12 protein-coding genes and 5 tRNA genes are annotated in these 17,069 nt (G+C 62.2%); 4 read left to right on the forward strand and 13 right to left on the reverse strand.

The window, feature by feature from the left end:
• Positions 1-333: 333 nt before the first annotated feature.
• Positions 334-522, reverse strand: coding sequence for a hypothetical protein (locus tag ABD866_RS15350; protein ID WP_345067127.1), 189 nt, complete (start codon positions 520-522; stop codon positions 334-336).
• Positions 523-654: 132 nt separating this feature from the next.
• Between ABD866_RS15350 and ABD866_RS15355 the strand changes: the two genes are divergently transcribed.
• The 4 genes from ABD866_RS15355 (at position 655) to murI (ending at position 5,687) form a co-directional block, all read left to right on the forward strand.
• Positions 655-2,205, forward strand: a complete 1,551-nt coding sequence (locus ABD866_RS15355) for an ATP-binding protein (RefSeq protein WP_345067130.1) — start codon at positions 655-657, stop codon at positions 2,203-2,205.
• 1 nt (position 2,206) lies between these two features.
• Entirely contained in the window at positions 2,207-2,893 is a 687-nt protein-coding gene (locus ABD866_RS15360; RefSeq protein WP_345067133.1) for a response regulator, read from the forward strand.
• Positions 2,894-3,201: 308 nt separating this feature from the next.
• Positions 3,202-4,755 (forward strand): fumarate hydratase, encoded by a 1,554-nt coding sequence (locus ABD866_RS15365; protein ID WP_345067136.1) that lies wholly within the window; start codon positions 3,202-3,204, stop codon positions 4,753-4,755.
• Between the two features lie 77 nt (positions 4,756-4,832).
• Positions 4,833-5,687: a glutamate racemase gene (gene murI / locus ABD866_RS15370; RefSeq protein ID WP_345067139.1), complete on the forward strand. Its 855-nt coding sequence runs from the start codon at positions 4,833-4,835 to the stop codon at positions 5,685-5,687.
• A 22-nt stretch (positions 5,688-5,709) separates the two neighbouring features.
• On the opposite strand, the gene ABD866_RS15375 is transcribed toward murI, so the two are convergent.
• The 12 genes from ABD866_RS15375 to ABD866_RS15430 form a co-directional block, all read right to left on the reverse strand.
• The gene (locus ABD866_RS15375; RefSeq protein WP_345067142.1) at positions 5,710-6,243 is read right to left on the reverse strand and encodes a YgjP-like metallopeptidase domain-containing protein; all 534 of its coding nucleotides are present in this window, start codon (positions 6,241-6,243) and stop codon (positions 5,710-5,712) included.
• 126 nt (positions 6,244-6,369) lie between these two features.
• The gene (locus tag ABD866_RS15380; RefSeq protein ID WP_345067145.1) at positions 6,370-6,993 is read right to left on the reverse strand and encodes a DUF6806 family protein; all 624 of its coding nucleotides are present in this window, start codon (positions 6,991-6,993) and stop codon (positions 6,370-6,372) included.
• A 13-nt stretch (positions 6,994-7,006) separates the two neighbouring features.
• A tRNA-Leu gene (locus tag ABD866_RS15385) sits at positions 7,007-7,099 on the reverse strand.
• A gap of 133 nt (positions 7,100-7,232) precedes the next feature.
• Positions 7,233-7,308, reverse strand: a tRNA-Gly gene (locus ABD866_RS15390).
• 78 nt (positions 7,309-7,386) lie between these two features.
• A tRNA-Cys gene (locus ABD866_RS15395) sits at positions 7,387-7,460 on the reverse strand.
• Positions 7,461-7,507: 47 nt separating this feature from the next.
• Positions 7,508-7,583 (reverse strand) — tRNA-Gly (locus ABD866_RS15400).
• 68 nt (positions 7,584-7,651) lie between these two features.
• Positions 7,652-10,078, reverse strand: a complete 2,427-nt coding sequence (lon, locus tag ABD866_RS15405) for an endopeptidase La (protein WP_345067148.1) — start codon at positions 10,076-10,078, stop codon at positions 7,652-7,654.
• Between the two features lie 133 nt (positions 10,079-10,211).
• Positions 10,212-11,477, reverse strand: a complete 1,266-nt coding sequence (gene clpX, locus ABD866_RS15410) for an ATP-dependent Clp protease ATP-binding subunit ClpX (protein ID WP_345067151.1) — start codon at positions 11,475-11,477, stop codon at positions 10,212-10,214.
• 98 nt (positions 11,478-11,575) lie between these two features.
• Positions 11,576-12,184: an ATP-dependent Clp endopeptidase proteolytic subunit ClpP gene (clpP, locus tag ABD866_RS15415; RefSeq protein WP_345067154.1), complete on the reverse strand. Its 609-nt coding sequence runs from the start codon at positions 12,182-12,184 to the stop codon at positions 11,576-11,578.
• A gap of 132 nt (positions 12,185-12,316) precedes the next feature.
• A complete protein-coding gene (gene tig / locus ABD866_RS15420) occupies positions 12,317-13,630 on the reverse strand; it encodes a trigger factor (RefSeq protein ID WP_345067156.1) in 1,314 nt (437 codons plus the stop codon).
• Between the two features lie 74 nt (positions 13,631-13,704).
• Positions 13,705-13,791: transfer RNA gene (locus tag ABD866_RS15425), tRNA-Leu, on the reverse strand.
• Positions 13,792-13,882: 91 nt separating this feature from the next.
• Complete coding sequence (locus ABD866_RS15430; RefSeq protein WP_345067159.1) at positions 13,883-17,068, reverse strand: efflux RND transporter permease subunit; 3,186 nt, start codon at positions 17,066-17,068, stop codon at positions 13,883-13,885.
• Between the last annotated feature and the right edge of the window lies 1 nt (position 17,069).

Here is a 17,069-nt window from a genome sequence, read left to right on the forward strand (position 1 = left end):
ATGGCAAGGCCAGACACCCCTGCGGATGGCGGGCCGCTGTGCGCTGCTCGGGGTCTGCGCCCCGACGTTCCTTTGGCTACCCCATGCTTGAGGCCGCAGCGCCAGGGAAGCTCTGCATAACGCCCTGCGGTCTGCGCGGGCTCGGCATCGGGCGGCCCGATGCATTGCGTTTCTTGCCCATAGCGCGGCTATGGGCTGCACAAAGCGCCTTGCGGTCCATCCCGAGCCGCACCCGCGCATCTTCGCGAGGGTGATGCAGCGCTTCCCTAGCGGGCCGCATCGCGCCAAGGGTCGTTCCCCACCAGGATTTCAAACCATGCTCCGTTCATTCTTTCAGCGCCATGCCAGAAGTGGCGCCGTCGTCTTCACGATACTGGCGACCTGCTGGTCGGGTTCGTCCAGCGCACAAGCGCCAGGCCGCCAGGGGCCGCCCGCTCCGCCCCCGGAAGCGTACGCGGCCTGCAAGGGCAAATCCGAGGGCGACAGCGTGACGCTGGCGATGCCCGATGGCCAATCGTTCACGGGCAGATGCCGCACAATCGACGGCGGCTTGGTGGCCGTACCCGCAGGGGGGCCTGGTGCCGCCGGACGCCCCGGCGGCCCACCCCCAGGCCGCTGACCGATCCGACACGACGCCCACGGTGGCCTGTTTTGATGCCTCCTCTCACGCTGCACCGCAAGGTCTTCCTGGCACTTACCGTCTTGCTGCTGGCCTTGCTGCTGATGTTTGCAGGCCTTTCACGCTGGGGTTTGCAGCGCGGACTGGGGCCCTATGTGGCCGACATCGAATTGGCCCGCCTGGGTTGGCTGGCCGAGCGCCTGCAGACCCACCACACCGAGAGCGGAGGATGGCAGAGGCTGCGCGCCGAACCCGGTCTGTGGGGCCGTCTGAGTCACCCCGGCTGGACCGGGAGCCAGCCCCAGGGCGTACCGCTACGCAGCCCTGCGCAGACGGGGACACACTCCCCTGAATCGGAAGCCTTGTACCCACCGCCGCCTCCGCCAGGACCGCCGCCGTTCGAGCGCCCAGGAACCGGCCCCCGCGGCGGTCCCAAGCCACCGCCGCGCCATACCGACGACCTCTTCCCACGCCTGGGCGTGCTGGACGAGCAAGAGCGTGTGGTGGCGGGCACACCGCCAACACCTGGCAGCGCCCGCACGGCACTGCGCGGCGCCGACGGCGCGGTGATCGGACACCTTGTGCTGGCACCGCCCCCCGGGCTTCGCAGCGAGGCGGACCAGGCCTTCCTCGCGCAGCAGATGGGTTTTATCGCCGGGACCGGCCTGGCCGGGCTGGCGCTTGCGCTGCTGCTGTCGGGCTGGATCACCCGGCGCTGGCTGGCGCCAGTGGAGGCACTCGCCCATGGTGCCAACCGCATTGCACAGGGCCATCTCGACACCCGCGTCCCTGCGCATGGTCATGACGAACTCGCCCAGCTGACACGCACCTTCAACACCATGGCCGAGCAGTTGAGCAACCTGGAAGCCAGCCGCCGCCAATGGCTGAGCGATGTGGCGCACGAACTGCGCACCCCCCTGGCCGCGATGCGCGCCGAGATAGAGGCCCTACAGGACGGCGTGCGCCCCTTCGACGACAAAACCGCGTTGCGCCTGCACCGGCAGGTCATGCGCCTGATCCAGCTGGTAGGCGACCTGCGCGCCAGCCTGGATACGACCCATCACAGCGCATTCACGGCCCGTGTACCGGTCCACCCGCTGCCGTTGCTGGCGGAGGCGCTCGCCTCCATGCGGCTACGCTTTGCGCTTGCAGCCATCGAGGTGGATGCCACCGGGCTGCAGGCGCTGGCCACGATGCCTACGCCGCCGCTGGTGCACGGGGACGCCGAGCAATTGCAACGGGTGTTTCTGAACCTGCTGGAAAACAGCCTGCGCTACACCGATCCGGGTGGTCTGCTCCGCATCCATGCATGTCTGATCCCCGCAGAGAACGGCCCGCCCCATCTGCAAGTGCAATTCGACGACAGTGCGCCCGGCGTGCCCTCGCACGAGCTGCCGCGCCTTTTTGACCGCTTGTACCGCGCCGAAAGCTCGCGCAATCGCGACCATGGTGGTTCGGGCCTGGGCCTGGCGATCTGCCGCGCCATCGTGCTTGCACATGGCGGAACGTTGTCGGCCGAACCGTCTGCGCTGGGTGGACTACGGCTCACCCTCTTGCTGCCCTTGTTGGACACACCAACCACGTGACATGAACCACCGCCGAATCCTTGTGGTCGAGGACGAACCTGACATCGCAGCCATCGTGGTGGACTACCTGCGCCACGCGGGCTACGCGGTCGAGCATCAGTCTGATGGGCGCGCGGCGCTGCACAGCATGCTGGCCTCAGAGCCTGGCCTCACGCTGCTCGACATCATGTTGCCTGGCCTGGATGGTCTGGAAGTGTTGCGACAGGCACGTGGGCACACGGCGCATCCGATCATCATGCTCACCGCCCGCGTGGAGGAGGTCGACCGCCTCATCGGCCTGGATCTGGGTGCGGACGACTACATCTGCAAGCCCTTCTCGCCGCGCGAGGTGGTGGCCCGCGTCAAGGCGGTGCTGCGCCGCAGCGCCTCGCAGGCACCTTCCCCCGCCCCCGCTGCCGACGCCGCGCTGGTGCTTGATCCGCTGCACTGGCAGGCCACGCTGCACGGCTTGCCGCTGGGCCTGACGCGGCGTGAGTTCCGACTGCTGCAGGTGCTGGCACGACAGCCCGGGCGTATCTTTTCGCGGCTGCAGTTGCTTGACCAGGCCTACGACGACACGCTGGATGTCAACGAACGCGCCATCGACAGCCACATCAAAAACCTGCGCAAAAAACTCAGGGCCAGCAACCCCGACGGCCACGACTGGATCAGGTCGGTCTATGGCGTGGGCTTTGCGCTGGATCTCTGAGCGCCCGATGGAACGTAGCAGCCACCGCGATCAACTCCTGTTTTGATAGCAACTGATGCATATAAATCAAGCACAAGCATCGATTTTGATGCCATAACTTGTGCCCCTGGCGAAACGGATTGCCACGCGCACTGACGCGCCAGTGGCATCCACGCGAGGCGGGCCTTACGCCAAGCCGCCGTCAGCGATCTGTACCCCGCCTCTGTCAAAATACACACTGCTTGTCGGGGTGCTGCCACGCCGTGGTGCGCCCTGCGCCTCCAGGCGGGCCGTCGGCAACGCACCGCTTTCAACCCCCACGAACTGCCATGACCACCTCCATTCGCCAGCAGGATCTGATCGACTCCATCGCAGGGGCCCTGCAATACATCAGCTACTACCATCCGACCGACTACATCGCGCACCTGGCGCGCGCATACGAGTTGGAGCAAAGTGCCGCGGCCAAAGACGCGATGGCGCAGATCCTGACCAACAGCAAGATGAGCGCGACCGGCCAGCGCCCCATCTGCCAGGACACGGGTATCGTCAACGTGTTCCTCAAAGTGGGCATGGACGTCCGCTGGGAGGGGTTCACTGGCAGCCTCGAAGACGCCATCAACGAAGGTGTGCGACGGGGCTACAGCCATCCCGACAACATGCTGCGCGCATCCGTGGTGGCAGACCCTCAATTCGCCCGCAAAAACACCAAGGACAACACGCCTGCCGTGATCTTCACGCAGATCGTGCCGGGCAATACCGTCGACATCATCGTGGCGGCCAAGGGTGGAGGCTCGGAAAACAAGTCCAAGATGATCATGATGAATCCGAGCGACAACCTGGTCGATTGGGTGCTCAAGACCGTTCCGACCATGGGGGCTGGCTGGTGCCCACCGGGCATGCTGGGCATTGGCATCGGCGGCACGGCCGAAAAGGCTGTGCTCCTGGCCAAGGAAAGCCTGATGGACGACCTGGACATGTACGAGCTGCAAGCCAAGGCGGCGCGCGGCGAAAAGCTTGATCAAGTGGAAGAGTTGCGCCTTGAGCTGTATGAAAAGGTGAATGCACTGGGCATTGGCGCGCAAGGACTGGGCGGTCTGACCACCGTGCTGGACGTCAAAATCAAGATGTACCCCACCCACGCGGCCAGCAAGCCGGTGGCCATGATTCCGAACTGTGCGGCCACGCGCCACGCACATTTCGTGCTGGACGGCTCAGGGCCTGTGTACCTAGACCCGCCGAGCCTGGACCTGTGGCCCAAGATCGACTGGGCACCCGACTACAACAAGAGCAAGCGCGTCAATCTGGACACGCTGACCAAGGACGAGGTGGCCAGCTGGAAGCCCGGCGACACCCTGCTGCTCAATGGCAAAATGCTGACGGGCCGCGATGCCGCCCACAAACGCATCCAGGACATGCTCGCCAAGGGCGAAAAGCTGCCGGTGGATTTCACGAATCGGGTGATCTACTACGTCGGGCCAGTGGACCCTGTGCGCGAAGAGGTGGTGGGCCCCGCCGGCCCCACCACCGCCACCCGCATGGACAAATTCACCGACATGATGCTGGAGCAGACGGGCCTGATCGCCATGATCGGCAAGGCCGAGCGCGGCCCAGTGGCCATCGAGTCGATCAAGAACCACAAGAGCGCCTATCTGATGGCGGTGGGTGGCGCGGCGTACCTGGTGTCCAAGGCCATCAAGCATGCGAAAGTCGTTGGTTTCGCCGACCTGGGGATGGAGGCGATTTACGAGTTCGATGTGGTCGACATGCCCGTCACCGTGGCCGTGGATGCCGGGGGCACCAGTGCCCACGTCACCGGCCCGGCCGAATGGCAAAAGCGTATCGCCACAGGCGACTTCAAGGGTATTGGGGTATCGGCAGCCTGATGCCCACAATGCAGGCCGCGTGAATGCCAGACCCAGCGAACGCCCCGGGCACAGCGGAGGCTCTGCGTTCCCCCGCCGTGCGGGACCCTCGAGCGCCCATCGGCGTTTTTGACAGTGGTGTCGGGGGCCTGAGCGTGCTGCAGGCGCTGCAGGCAGAACTGCCCGACGAGCGCTTTGTCTACCTGGCCGATAGCGGCCATGCGCCCTACGGCGAGCGCGGAGACGCGTACGTGTCACTGCGCTCCCATACGATCGCGGACTTTCTGGTCCAGGCGCGCGGGGTCAAGGCGTTGGTGGTGGCCTGCAACACCGCCACAGCCGCTGCCATCCACGAGATACGGTCGGTCTACCCTGACCTTCCACTTGTTGGCATTGAACCCGCCCTCAAACCCGCTAGCCGCGAAAGTCGCACCGGACGCGTGGGCGTGATAGCCACCCGCGGCACCGTCAGCAGCCAGAAGTTTCAGGCGCTGCTGCAGTCCCTGCAGCACCAAACCCAGTTTGCGGTACAGGCGTGTGACGGATTGGCCCACGCGATCGAACGCGAGGCCGCCGTATCCGCTGTGGCGGGCGGTGATGCCGAGAGCCCGGCTGTCGAAGCCCTGTGCGCGCGTTACCTGGGAGCCTTGGGGTCATTTGGCGAGGAGCCAGGGGAGATCGACACACTGGTGCTGGGCTGCACCCACTATGTTTTCGCGCGGCGCATTTTGTCTCGCCTCGCCGGCCCGGGGGTACGCCTCATGGACACCGGCCAGCCTGTGGCACGCCAGACCAGACGCTTGCTGTCAAGCCTGGACCTGCTGGCTCCGCCGTCCGCTCTGCATGGCGAGTCCGTGCAGTTGTTGACGACAGGATGTCTGGACGACCTCCAGAACGTTGCACGCCATTGGTTGGGCCTGTCTGCCAGCAGTTGTCAAAGCATCGCTGTGTGACACCAGGACAAGGCCCCATCCGTCATTGCCAGAGTGTTTCACCCCCGAGCGCCAAGTGCACGAGATAGACCCGGGTCTCCAATTCCAGGCGGTGGTAATCCGGTTCGATGTGAACGCACAGCTGATAGAACGAGCGGTCGTGCTCGCTATGCCGCAGGTGCGCCAATTCATGCGCCACGATCATGCGCAGGAAGGGCTCGGGGCAGTTGCGAAACAGGCTCGCAATCCGCACCTCATGCCGTGCAGCATTCCGCCCTCCGTGTACCACGATACGGTGGGTGTGCAAGCCCAAAGCGTGGCGCATCGTCTGAATCTTGGCGTCGTAGCACACCTTGCGCAGGCTGGGCGCCGATCGCAGAAACTCACTTTTGAGCGACTGTGCCAATGCGCCCAAAGCACGGTCGCTCCGCAACGAATGCGCAGCGGGGTACCTCCCAATCAACCAGGCCCCCAATCCCTGAGCCTTGTGAATGCCACGCAACTGTTCCAGCAGAGGCGCCGGGTACCCGCTCAGCGCCGCCCACGCCTGGACGCCTTCTACACGCTGGTCAACCATGCCATCGCAAGCGCTGCTTCAGCTTCGCAGACAACTCTCGTACGCCATTCACGCCGCGTCGATCAGATCAGCGCAACAGGGTAGTCACACCCCGCACCGGGCCCGTGAACGATTTACACCCATTCGTCAGTGGAGATGACGGGGGCGACGAGAACCCCCATGGCCGCTTCCTCCGCCAGAACCTCGCGGCGGCTTCCCGATCTCCAGGGAACTGACCAAAGCATCGAAACGCTGTCCGAACAGCTTATCAATCTCCGCGACAACGCCACCAAGTTCAGCGCCATCGAAGTGGCGCTCCATGATGTTGACGACATCTTGTACAAGCAGGTCGCGCTGGACCTGCATGATGGCCGCAGGGGTCGGCCCGACGAAGAGCATCACGAAGTCGTCGCGAGACTCAGCGCCTTCGTCTTCATCCTCTTCATCAAACTCGGTGTCGTAGAAGGTGACCTCCAACGCGGCCCCTTGCTCGGACAGTTCGTTGAGACTCATGCACATCTCATCCAGAGACTGGCGGAAGTCTTCATCGCCCCGAACCGTCCAGCAGATCTGAAGCATTCGCTCTTTGCTGTGGAACTGAATGCCGGGCTCCTCTTCGTAAGCACTAGCCGCACCATCGGCAAGCGACTTGGCTCCGGCATACTTCCAGAGCGGGCGTAGCGCTTCCTGCAGCTGCTCGTAACCAATGTCTGGCCGCAGCAGCACCTGGCCGTGGACATGTATCTCAAAAGGTGCGTTGTAGCGTGACATAGTCGAATCGTAGTGGTGCCCCGAGCCGGGGTCGAACCGGCACGCCCCTTTTCAGGAAGGCGGCGGATTTTAAGTCCGCAGTGTCTACCAATTTCACCATCGGGGCGCCGAGCATCAGAGCGCTGGGCACGCCAGCGTATACCCGTCCGACCTCAGGTGCAATCCCAACTGCAGACCGGCACACAGCAAGCGCCGCGACACCAAGAAAAAAGGGAAGCCTAAGCTTCCCTTTTAGAGTTTGGAGCGGGAAAAGAGTCTCGAACTCTCGACCTCAACCTTGGCAAGGTTGCGCTCTACCAACTGAGCTATTCCCGCATTGCTTGCAAAGTTCTGATCAACTCAGCAAGACTTAAATTATAACACAACTTTTGCTCACCTGAGCAACAGGCATCTTGGAGGCGCGGGCCGGAGTCGAACCGACCTACACGGATTTGCAATCCGGTGCATAACCGCTTTGCTACCGCGCCAGAAACCTGGATAAAAAAGGGAAGCTCTAGCTTCCCTTTTAGCAATCTGGAGCGGGAAAAGAGTCTCGAACTCTCGACCTCAACCTTGGCAAGGTTGCGCTCTACCAACTGAGCTATTCCCGCGTATCTAAGCCTTAGATTATACATCGTTTGGCGTCGATGTCGAAATTATACAGTGTTTTTCCCTCATCTCAATGCTTTACGGCATCCGAGGCTGTCGCAGTACCAGGCTTGTCGGCCGCCGCGAGCATGGCGGCCACCTCATCTTCCGTCAGCGGCACAGGCTTGCGCTCCAAAGCAATATCGAGCACCTTGTCGACCCACCGCACGGGAACAATCTCAAGCCCCGCCTTGACGTTCTCGGGAATGTCTTGCAAGTCTTTAGCGTTCTCTTCGGGGATCACAACCGTCTTAATACCGCCCCGTAGCGCAGCCAGCAGCTTCTCCTTGAGTCCACCGATCGCAGTCACCTCACCACGCAACGTGATCTCACCAGTCATGGCGACATCGCCGCGCACAGGAATTCCCGTTAAAGCCGACACCAGCGCCGTTGTCATCGCGATCCCTGCGCTAGGTCCATCTTTGGGCGTAGCCCCATCGGGCACGTGGATGTGAATGTCACGCTTTTCAAAGATGTCATCCCGAATGCCCAGCATGCGCGCACGGCTGCGCACCACGGTGCGAGCCGCCTCGACAGACTCCTTCATCACATCACCCAGAGACCCTGTCCGGGTGATCACGCCCTTGCCCGGCATGATGGCCGTTTCGATCGTCAGCAAATCTCCTCCGACCTCGGTCCAAGCCAACCCCACCACCTGACCCACTTGATTCTGCTGCTCTGCCCGGCCATAGGTGTACTTGCGGACCCCCAAATAATTCGGGAGATCTTCCTCGGACACAACCACTTCGGGTGAAAGCTTCTTGAGCTGAAGACCTTTGATGACCTTGCGGCAAATCTTGGAAAGTTCGCGCTCCAGGGAGCGGACGCCCGCCTCCCGGGTGTAGTACCGCACGATGTCACGAATGGCAGGCTCCGTGATACGCAGTTCACCAGCCTCGACACCGTTGTTCTTGAGTTGCTTGGGTAGCAGGTAACGGACCGCGATGTTTACCTTTTCATCCTCGGTGTAACCAGAAAGTCGGATCACTTCCATCCGGTCTAACAAGGCTGGAGGAATGTTCATCGAGTTCGATGTCGCCACGAACATCACGTCACTAAGGTCAAAATCCACCTCGACGTAGTGATCGCCAAAGGTGTGGTTCTGCTCCGGGTCAAGCACCTCCAGCAATGCACTCGAGGGATCGCCACGAAAGTCTGTGCCTAGCTTGTCGATTTCATCCAGCAGGAACAATGGGTTGCGCGTACCCACCTTGGACAAGCTCTGCAGCACCTTACCGGGCAGGGCACCGATGTAAGTGCGCCGGTGTCCGCGGATTTCTGCCTCATCTCGCATACCACCCAAAGCCATACGAACGTACTTGCGACCCGTGGCCTTTGCAATCGATTGACCCAGGGAAGTCTTGCCAACACCCGGAGGGCCGACCAAACAGAGAATCGGCGCTTTGACCTTGTCGACGCGCTGCTGCACTGCAAGGTATTCCAGGATGCGGTCCTTGACCTTGTCGAGGCCAAAGTGGTCCTCGTTCAGGACAGTCTCCGCATTCGCCAAGTCGTGCTTGATCTTGGTCTTCTTGCTCCATGGCAACGAGGTGAGTACGTCAATGTAGTTGCGCACTACGGTCGCTTCGGCCGACATCGGAGACATCAGCTTGAGCTTCTTGAGTTCGGACTCGGCTTTTTTGCGGGCCTCTGCAGGCATGCGGGCTGCCTTGATTTTCTTCTCAATCTCCTCGATGTCGGCGCCCTCTTCGCCTTCACCAAGCTCTTTCTGAATGGCTTTGACCTGTTCGTTCAGATAGAAGTCGCGCTGGTTCTTTTCCATCTGCCGCTTGACTCGGCCGCGGATCTTCTTGTCCACGTTGAGGATATCGACTTCCCTCTCCAGTTGGTCGAACAGATTCTCAAGACGCTCGGACACTTTGGACAAATCGAGCACAGCCTGCTTGTGCTCCAATTTCAGCGGCAGGTGGGCAGCAATCGTGTCGGCCAGACGCCCCGGATCGTCAATGCTGGCGATCGAGGTCAGAATTTCAGGTGGGATCTTCTTGTTGAGCTTAACGTACTGATCGAACTGCTGCATCACCGCCCGACGGAGCGCTTCAATCTCGGCCGGCTTGTCCGAGTCAGGATTCAGATCCACTGGCACCACGGTCGCGGTGAAGTGACTTTCTCCATCAACAATGGTCTCTACGGACGCGCGTTGCAGACCTTCCACCAGAACCTTGACCGTACCGTCTGGCAGCTTGAGCATCTGCAGGATGGTCGACACGCAACCTACGTCAAACATGTCCTTGACCGAAGGCTCGTCTTTGGCGGCTGCCTTCTGGGCCACGAGCATGATGCGGCGATCCGCTTCCATGGCCTGCTCTAAGGCCTTGATGCTCTTCGGGCGTCCAACGAAAAGTGGAATCACCATGTGCGGGAATACCACAACGTCGCGCAGAGGCAGCAACGGCAGATCGATGGGGGTGGCAGGCAGGGGGGTATGTCCAGACATGGCTATCCTCAGTAGATTCTGTGGAAGTTGGTCCACATGCAAGTTATTTCAAGCGGCGCAACAGCCGGCACCGCGCACCGCGAGTCGTTGCAGGACGCCGCCGTTGGAGGACGACGTCTGCTCACCGCCATGGTCAGGCCTTCTTGGCCGCCTCGCGATACACGAGCAGCGGAGGCTGGTCTTCTTCGATGGTGGACTCATCGACGACCACTTTTTCGACATTCGACGCATTTGGCAAATCGAACATCGTGCCCATGAGGGCGTGCTCCAAGATTGAGCGCAAACCCCGAGCGCCGGTCTTGCGAGCAAGTGCTTTGCGGGCAATCGCTTTGAGGGCGGCCGGTCGAACCTCCAAATCAGCGCCTTCCATAGCCAAAAGCCGACTGTACTGCTTGACCAACGCATTCTTGGGCTCGGTAAGAATCTGAACCAGCGCGTCCTCGCTAAGTTCAGCAAGCGCCGTAACGACCGGCATCCGGCCCACCAATTCAGGGATCAGACCAAACTTGATCAGATCCTCAGGCTCGATCTCGGTGAACACCTCGGTGAGCGAGCGCTGCTTCTTCGAGCGCACAGCCGCACCGAAACCGATGCCGGAAGCTTCGGTACGGCTCTCGATGACTTTCTCCAGGCCTGCAAATGCACCACCGCAAATGAAGAGAATGTTGGTCGTGTCAATCTGCAGAAAGTCCTGATTCGGATGCTTGCGCCCACCTTGCGGAGGCACGCTGGCCATAGTGCCTTCAATCAGCTTCAGAAGGGCCTGCTGAACACCCTCACCTGAAACATCGCGCGTGATCGACGGGTTGTCTGACTTGCGAGAGATCTTGTCAATTTCGTCGATGTACACGATGCCGCGCTGGGCACGCTCCACATCGTAGTTGCAGCTCTGGAGCAGCTTCTGGATGATGTTCTCGACATCCTCACCCACATAGCCCGCTTCGGTCAACGTGGTGGCATCGGCCATGACGAACGGCACATCTAGCATGCGCGCGAGCGTCTGAGCCAGCAAAGTCTTACCGGATCCTGTGGGGCCGATCAGAAGAATGTTGCTCTTCGAAAGCTCTACCTCGTCCTTGACGGCCTTGTCCTTGTGGCGCAGCCGCTTGTAATGGTTGTAAACGGCCACAGCGAGGGTGCGTTTGGCCTTGTCCTGACCAATAACATACTGGTCAAGGTTGTGCTTGATCTCGGACGGTGTCGGCAGGTCGCCTTTTGCCTCTCGGTCAGCGTCGGTCGTTGGCAGCTCGTCACGAATGATTTCATTGCACAGGTCGATGCATTCGTCACAGATGAACACCGACGGGCCCGCGATCAACTTCTTTACCTCGTGCTGGCTCTTACCGCAAAAGGAGCAGTAAAGGGTTTTTTCGCTGGAAGAGCCTTTTTTCTCGGCCATGGGGGCAATGCCTCGTAACGGGAACGTGAAGGGATGATAACCAAATAAAAAGCGGCGCCTCCCCAGGGGAAAACGCCGCCGCTGGGGCACAAGGCGACTTAACCGCGCTTCTCGATCACCTGGTCAACCAAGCCGTAGTCCTTGGCTTCCGCTGCGGATAGAAAGTAGTCACGTTCGGTATCGCGCTGGATCTTCTCCAGCGGCTGCCCAGTTCGCTCGGCCAGGATCTTGTTCAGCTGCTCACGAGTCTTCAGGATCTCGCGGGCGTGAATCTCGATTTCGGTCGCCTGCCCTTGCATCCCGCCCAGAGGCTGATGGATCATGACCTTGGAGTTGGGCAACGCGAAGCGCTTGCCCTTGGCTCCAGCCGCCAACAGAAAAGCCCCCATGCTGGCCGCCATGCCGGTGCATAGTGTCGACACGTCCGGCTTGATGAAGTTCATCGTATCGAAAATCGCCATGCCGGCACTCACGGAGCCGCCCGGTGAGTTGATGTAGAACGAGATGTCTTTGTCGGGGTTCTCACTCTCCAGGAAGAGCAACTGCGCCACCACCAGATTGGCCGTCTGGTCGTTGACCGGTCCCACCAAAAAGACCACACGCTCCTTCAGCAGGCGGGAGTAAATGTCGTAGGACCGCTCACCGCGGCCCGACTGTTCAATGACCATGGGGATCATGCCCAGGCCTTGGGTATCCAATGCGCTCATGTGTTCTCCTGTCCAGACATCAGTGGCTACTGTAGCCAGAAATGAAATGGGGCCTGTGCCCTCCAGCACAAGCCCCGGTCGGCGTATGGGCACCGCTCTCGAGGCCACGCAGGGCGACCCCGTTGCGGAGCATCAGCCTTGCTGGCCCATGAGTTCGTCGAACGACACCGCCTTGTCGACCACCTTGGCCTTGGCGAGCACGAACTCGGTCACGTTGTTTTCGATCACCACGGCCTCCACCTCAGCCAGACGCTGGCGATCACCGAAGTACCAACGCACCACATCCTCCGGCTTCTCGTAACTGGCGGCCAGCTCGTCCACATGGGCCTTGAGCTGCTCGGGCGTAGCCTGCAGGTTGTTGGCGCGCACCAGTTCGGCCACCACCAGACCCAGGCGCACCCGGCGCTCGGCCTGGGGACGGAACACGTCCTCGGGAATCTCCGCCTTGTCGGCGTCCTTGATGCCGCGCTGCTTGAGTTCGGCGCGCGCACCCTCCAGGAGGCGGGCGATTTCGGCCTGGATGCTGGCGTTGGGCAGGTCCAGTTCGGCCTTGGACACCAGAGCATCCATCACCGCCTGCTTGTTACGGGCCATCAGGCGGAACTTGACTTCGCGCTCGAGGTTCTTCTTGATGTCGGCACGCAGGCCATCCACCGAACCGTCGGCAATGCCCAGCGACTTGGCCAGCGCATCGTTCACTTCGGGCAGATGGGCCGCCTCGATCTTCTTGACGGTGACGAGGAAATCTGCGGTCTTGCCGGCCACGTCCTGACCGTGATAGTCGGCAGGGAACGCGAGTGGGAAGGTCTTGCTCTCGCCGGACTTCATGCCGCGCACGGCGTCTTCAAACTCCTTGAGCATTTGGCCTTCGCCCACCAAGAACTGAAAGCCCTCGGCTTTGCCGCCCTGGAAGGTCTCACCGTCGATCTTGCCTTCGAAGTCCACCGTCACGCGGTCACCGTCCTGGGCGGCATCGCCCTGGCCGCGCTGCGCAAACGTACGGCGCTGCTTGCGCAGGATTTCCAGCGTGCGGTCGATCGCAGCATCGGTCACCTCGGCCGAAAGCTTTTCGACTTCCGCAGTGGCCAGATCACCGATCTTGACTTCGGGGAACACCTCGAACACGGCGTCGAACGTCACCTGGCCCTCGGGTGCACCTTCCTTCTCGGTGATGCGGGGCTGGCCTGCCACGCGCAGTTGCGCTTCGTTGGCGGCCACAGCGAATGCCTCACCGACCTTGTCGTTGAGCACTTCGTACTGCACCGAGTAGCCGTAGCGCTGTGCCACAACATTCAGCGGCACTTTGCCAGGGCGGAATCCGTCCATCTTCACCGAGCGGGCCAGGCGCTTGAGGCGGGCATCGACTTCGGTCTGGATGGCAGACAGGGGCAGGCTCAGCGTGATCTTGCGCTCGAGCTTCTCAAGAGTTTCAACAGTAACGGCCATGGCTATTCCTCAGATGGGTGTGGATCGTGCTGGCTGCAGCGCAGCGGCGCCACGTTCCGCAAAGTCTCACGGGTTGGTGCGCGGGGGGGGACTCGAACCCCCACACCATTGCTGGCGTCAGGACCTAAACCTGGTGCGTCTACCAATTTCGCCACCCGCGCGGTCTACGAACAAGCGGGCGGCGGCTTTCGTCCACCGCCCGCGTGAAATCGGTAACCTTCTATTTTAGCCTGATGCCAAAGGGCATCTCGCTCAAGCCGTCGCTTCGGGCACTTCGGGTTCAGGCCTGCGCACGCGGAACCAGGCCGCGTACATGGCGGGCAAGGCCAAAAGCGTCAGCACGGTGGCGACGATCAGGCCGCCCATGATGGCCACAGCCATCGGCCCCCAGAACACGCTGCGCGACAGCGGGATCATGGCCAGCACGGCTGCGGCCGCCGTCAGCACGATGGGCCGCAGACGGCGCACGGCGGACTCGACAATCGCATCCCAGGCTGGCACGCCGCGGCGGCGGTCCTGCTCAATCTGGTCGATCAGGATGACCGAGTTGCGCTGGATCATGCCCATCAGCGCGATCACGCCCAGCAGTGCCACGAAACCGAAGGGCCGATTCAGCAACAGCAAAGCGGCGGCCACCCCCGCCAGACCCAATGGCCCGGTGAGGAACACCAGCATCGCCCGGCTGAAGCTCTGCAGTTGCAGCATCAGCAAGGTGAAGGTGATGAACAGCATGATGGGCACGCCGGCCGCAATCGATGCCGAGCCCTTGGAGCTTTCTTCCACGGCCCCAGCCACTTCAATGCGGTAGCCTGTCTGGCCGGCATCCCGCCAGCGCTGCTCCAGCGCACGCAGGCCCGGCAGCAATTGCGCCGTGACAGTGGCTCCCTGCAAGCCCTCCGACACGTCGCCCTGAACGGTGATGGCGTAGTCGCGGTTTTCGCGCCACATCACCCCGGGCTCCCAAGTGAACACGGGCTTGGCGATCTGCGTGAGCGGGATCGACTTGCCAGACGCGGTGGGCAAGTAGGCGTTGGCGATGTCCGTGATGGCGTTGCGCTCGTCCAGCGGCTGGCGCAGCAGGATTTCGATGAGCTTGTCGCCCTCGCGGTACTGCCCGATCGGAGTGCCCGAGAGGATCGTGCGCGAGGCCTGGGCAATCGACTGGCTGGTCACGCCCAACGCGCGCGCCTTGGCCTGGTCCACCTCAAGCCGCAGCACCTTCACCGATTCGTTCCAGTTGTCGTTCACGCCGCGCATGTTGGGACTCTCGCGCAGCACGGCCTTGACCTCGTCGGCGCGCGCCCGCAGGCCCGTGGGCTCGGGCCCGACCACGCGAAACTGCACCGGATACGGAACCGGCGGCCCGTTGGGCAGCAGCTTGACACGCCCCCGCACCTCGGGGAACTCCTGCGCTAGCACAGCGGGCAGCTGCGCGCGCAGGACTTCGCGGGTGCGCAAATCCTGTGGTACCACGATGAACTGCGAGACGTTGGTCTGTGGGAACACCTGGTCCAGCGGCAAGTAGAAACGCGGAACACCCGACCCCACCCAGGTGCTCACGGTCTGCACGCCGGGCAACTGCATCAGCCGGGCCTCAAGCCGGCGCGTGACCTCTTCGTTGCCTGCGAAAGAGGTGCCCTCGGGGAACCAGGCGTCCACCAGAATTTCGGGTCGGCTCGAGTCCGGAAAGAACTGCTGCTGCACCTTGCCCATGCCCACAATGCCCAACGCAAAGGTGAGCAGCGTCGCGCCGATGGTGATCCAGCGGTGCTGCACACACCAATCCACCAGCCGGCGGAAGGCGGTGTAGAACGGGCTGTCAAAGACCTCATGCGGGTCGTCGGTCACCCCGGGGTTGGCCTGCGCCGCCTGGATGTGTGGCGGTACGCGCAGCAGCAGCGTGCCCAGGTACGGAACAAAGTACACCGAGACGATCCAGCTGAGCACCAGCGCGATCACCGTCACCGCAAAAATGGCGAACGTGTACTCGCCCGTCACCGACTTGGCGATGCCGATGGGCAGAAAGCCAGCGGCCGTGATCAAGGTGCCCGTCAGCATGGGCATGGCCGTGATCTCGTAAGCGAAGGTTGCCGCACGCACCTTGTCGTAGCCCTCTTCGAGCTTGAGCACCATCATCTCGACGGCGATGATCGCGTCGTCCACCAGCAGGCCCAGGGCGATGATCAGCGAGCCCAGCGAGATCTTGTGAAGCCCGATGTTCCAGTACCACATGGCCAGAAAGGTCACGGCCAGCACCAGGGGGATGGTGATGCCCACCACCAGCCCGGGCCGAGGGTCGATGTACCAACGGCGCCACCACGGATGCTGGCCCGGGCGCTTGTGCAGCCCCAGGCTGACAAAGCTCACGGCCAGCACGATGACCACCGCTTCGATCAACACCTTGACGAACTCGTTCACCGAGGTGGACACGGCCTTGGGCTGGTCCTGCACGTTCACCAGCTTCACGCCCGCGGGCAGGCCCGATTCGATGCGTGCCGCCGCGGCGCGCAGCGCCTTGCCGAGCGCAATGATGTCGCCCCCCTTGGCCATGGACACCCCCAGGGCGATCACCTCCTGACCCTGGTGGCGCACCTTCACGCCCGGGGGATCCGAGTAGCCCCGCCGGATCTCCGCAATATCGCCCAGGCGCAGTTGCGCCCCAGAAGGCCCCCGTATCGGCATGGCCTGGAGGTCCTCGATGGCGTTGAACTGCCCGCCCACGCGCACCAGCACCTGGTCGCGCGGCGTCTGCACGGCCCCCGCTGGCTCCACCGCGTTTTGCTGGCCCAGTTGCGCCAGCACCTGGTTCATGTCCAGGCCGAGCTGCGACAGGCGCTTTTGCGAGATTTCGACAAAGAGCTTTTCTTCCTGCGCCCCGAAGAGTTCGACCTTGGCCACATCGGGCACGCGCAGCAGTTGCTGGCGCACGTCGTCGGCAAAGCTCTTGAGTTCGGCGTAGCTGAAACCTTCTGATTCCAGCGCGTAGATCACGCCGTACACATCGCCAAAATCGTCGTTGAAGAACGGCCCCTGCACCCCCTGCGGCAAGGTATAGCGCATGTCGCCCACCTTCTTGCGCACGGTGTACCAGACGTTGGCCACCTCGTTGGCACGTGACGAGTCCTTGATCTGGAAGATGATCTGCGACTCGCCGGGCTTGCTGTAGCTGCGGATCTTGTCGGCGTAAGGCACTTCCTGCAGCGTGCGCTCGATCTTGTCGGTGACCTGCTCAGCCACCTGCTGGGCCGTGGCACCAGGCCAATAGGTGCGCACCACCATGGCGCGAAAGGTAAAGGGCGGATCTTCGTCCTGCCCCAGCTGAAAGTAGGCGGCGAAGCCCAACAGCATGAGCACCACCATCAGGTAGCGCGTGAGCGCGGGGTGTTCGATGGCCCATTGCGACAGGTTGAAGCCCCCCTGGGGCGTGGCGCGCGTCATG

This window comes from Acidovorax lacteus (genome assembly GCF_039540375.1).
In the GTDB taxonomy this organism is placed as follows: domain Bacteria; phylum Pseudomonadota; class Gammaproteobacteria; order Burkholderiales; family Burkholderiaceae_C; genus Acidovorax_G; species Acidovorax_G lacteus.

Coding starts and splice junctions, on each gene's coding strand:
- tig (WP_345067156.1), bottom strand. CDS start 13,630: ATGGCCGTTACTGTTGAAACTCTTGAGAAGCTCGAGCGCAAGATCACG.
- clpX (WP_345067151.1), bottom strand. CDS start 11,477: ATGGCCGAGAAAAAAGGCTCTTCCAGCGAAAAAACCCTTTACTGCTCC.
- ABD866_RS15430 (WP_345067159.1), bottom strand. CDS start 17,068: ATGACGCGCGCCACGCCCCAGGGGGGCTTCAACCTGTCGCAATGGGCC.
- ABD866_RS15375 (WP_345067142.1), bottom strand. CDS start 6,243: ATGGTTGACCAGCGTGTAGAAGGCGTCCAGGCGTGGGCGGCGCTGAGC.
- ABD866_RS15360 (WP_345067133.1), top strand. CDS start 2,207: ATGAACCACCGCCGAATCCTTGTGGTCGAGGACGAACCTGACATCGCA.
- ABD866_RS15365 (WP_345067136.1), top strand. CDS start 3,202: ATGACCACCTCCATTCGCCAGCAGGATCTGATCGACTCCATCGCAGGG.
- clpP (WP_345067154.1), bottom strand. CDS start 12,184: ATGAGCGCATTGGATACCCAAGGCCTGGGCATGATCCCCATGGTCATT.
- ABD866_RS15380 (WP_345067145.1), bottom strand. CDS start 6,993: ATGTCACGCTACAACGCACCTTTTGAGATACATGTCCACGGCCAGGTG.
- ABD866_RS15355 (WP_345067130.1), top strand. CDS start 655: ATGCCTCCTCTCACGCTGCACCGCAAGGTCTTCCTGGCACTTACCGTC.
- lon (WP_345067148.1), bottom strand. CDS start 10,078: ATGTCTGGACATACCCCCCTGCCTGCCACCCCCATCGATCTGCCGTTG.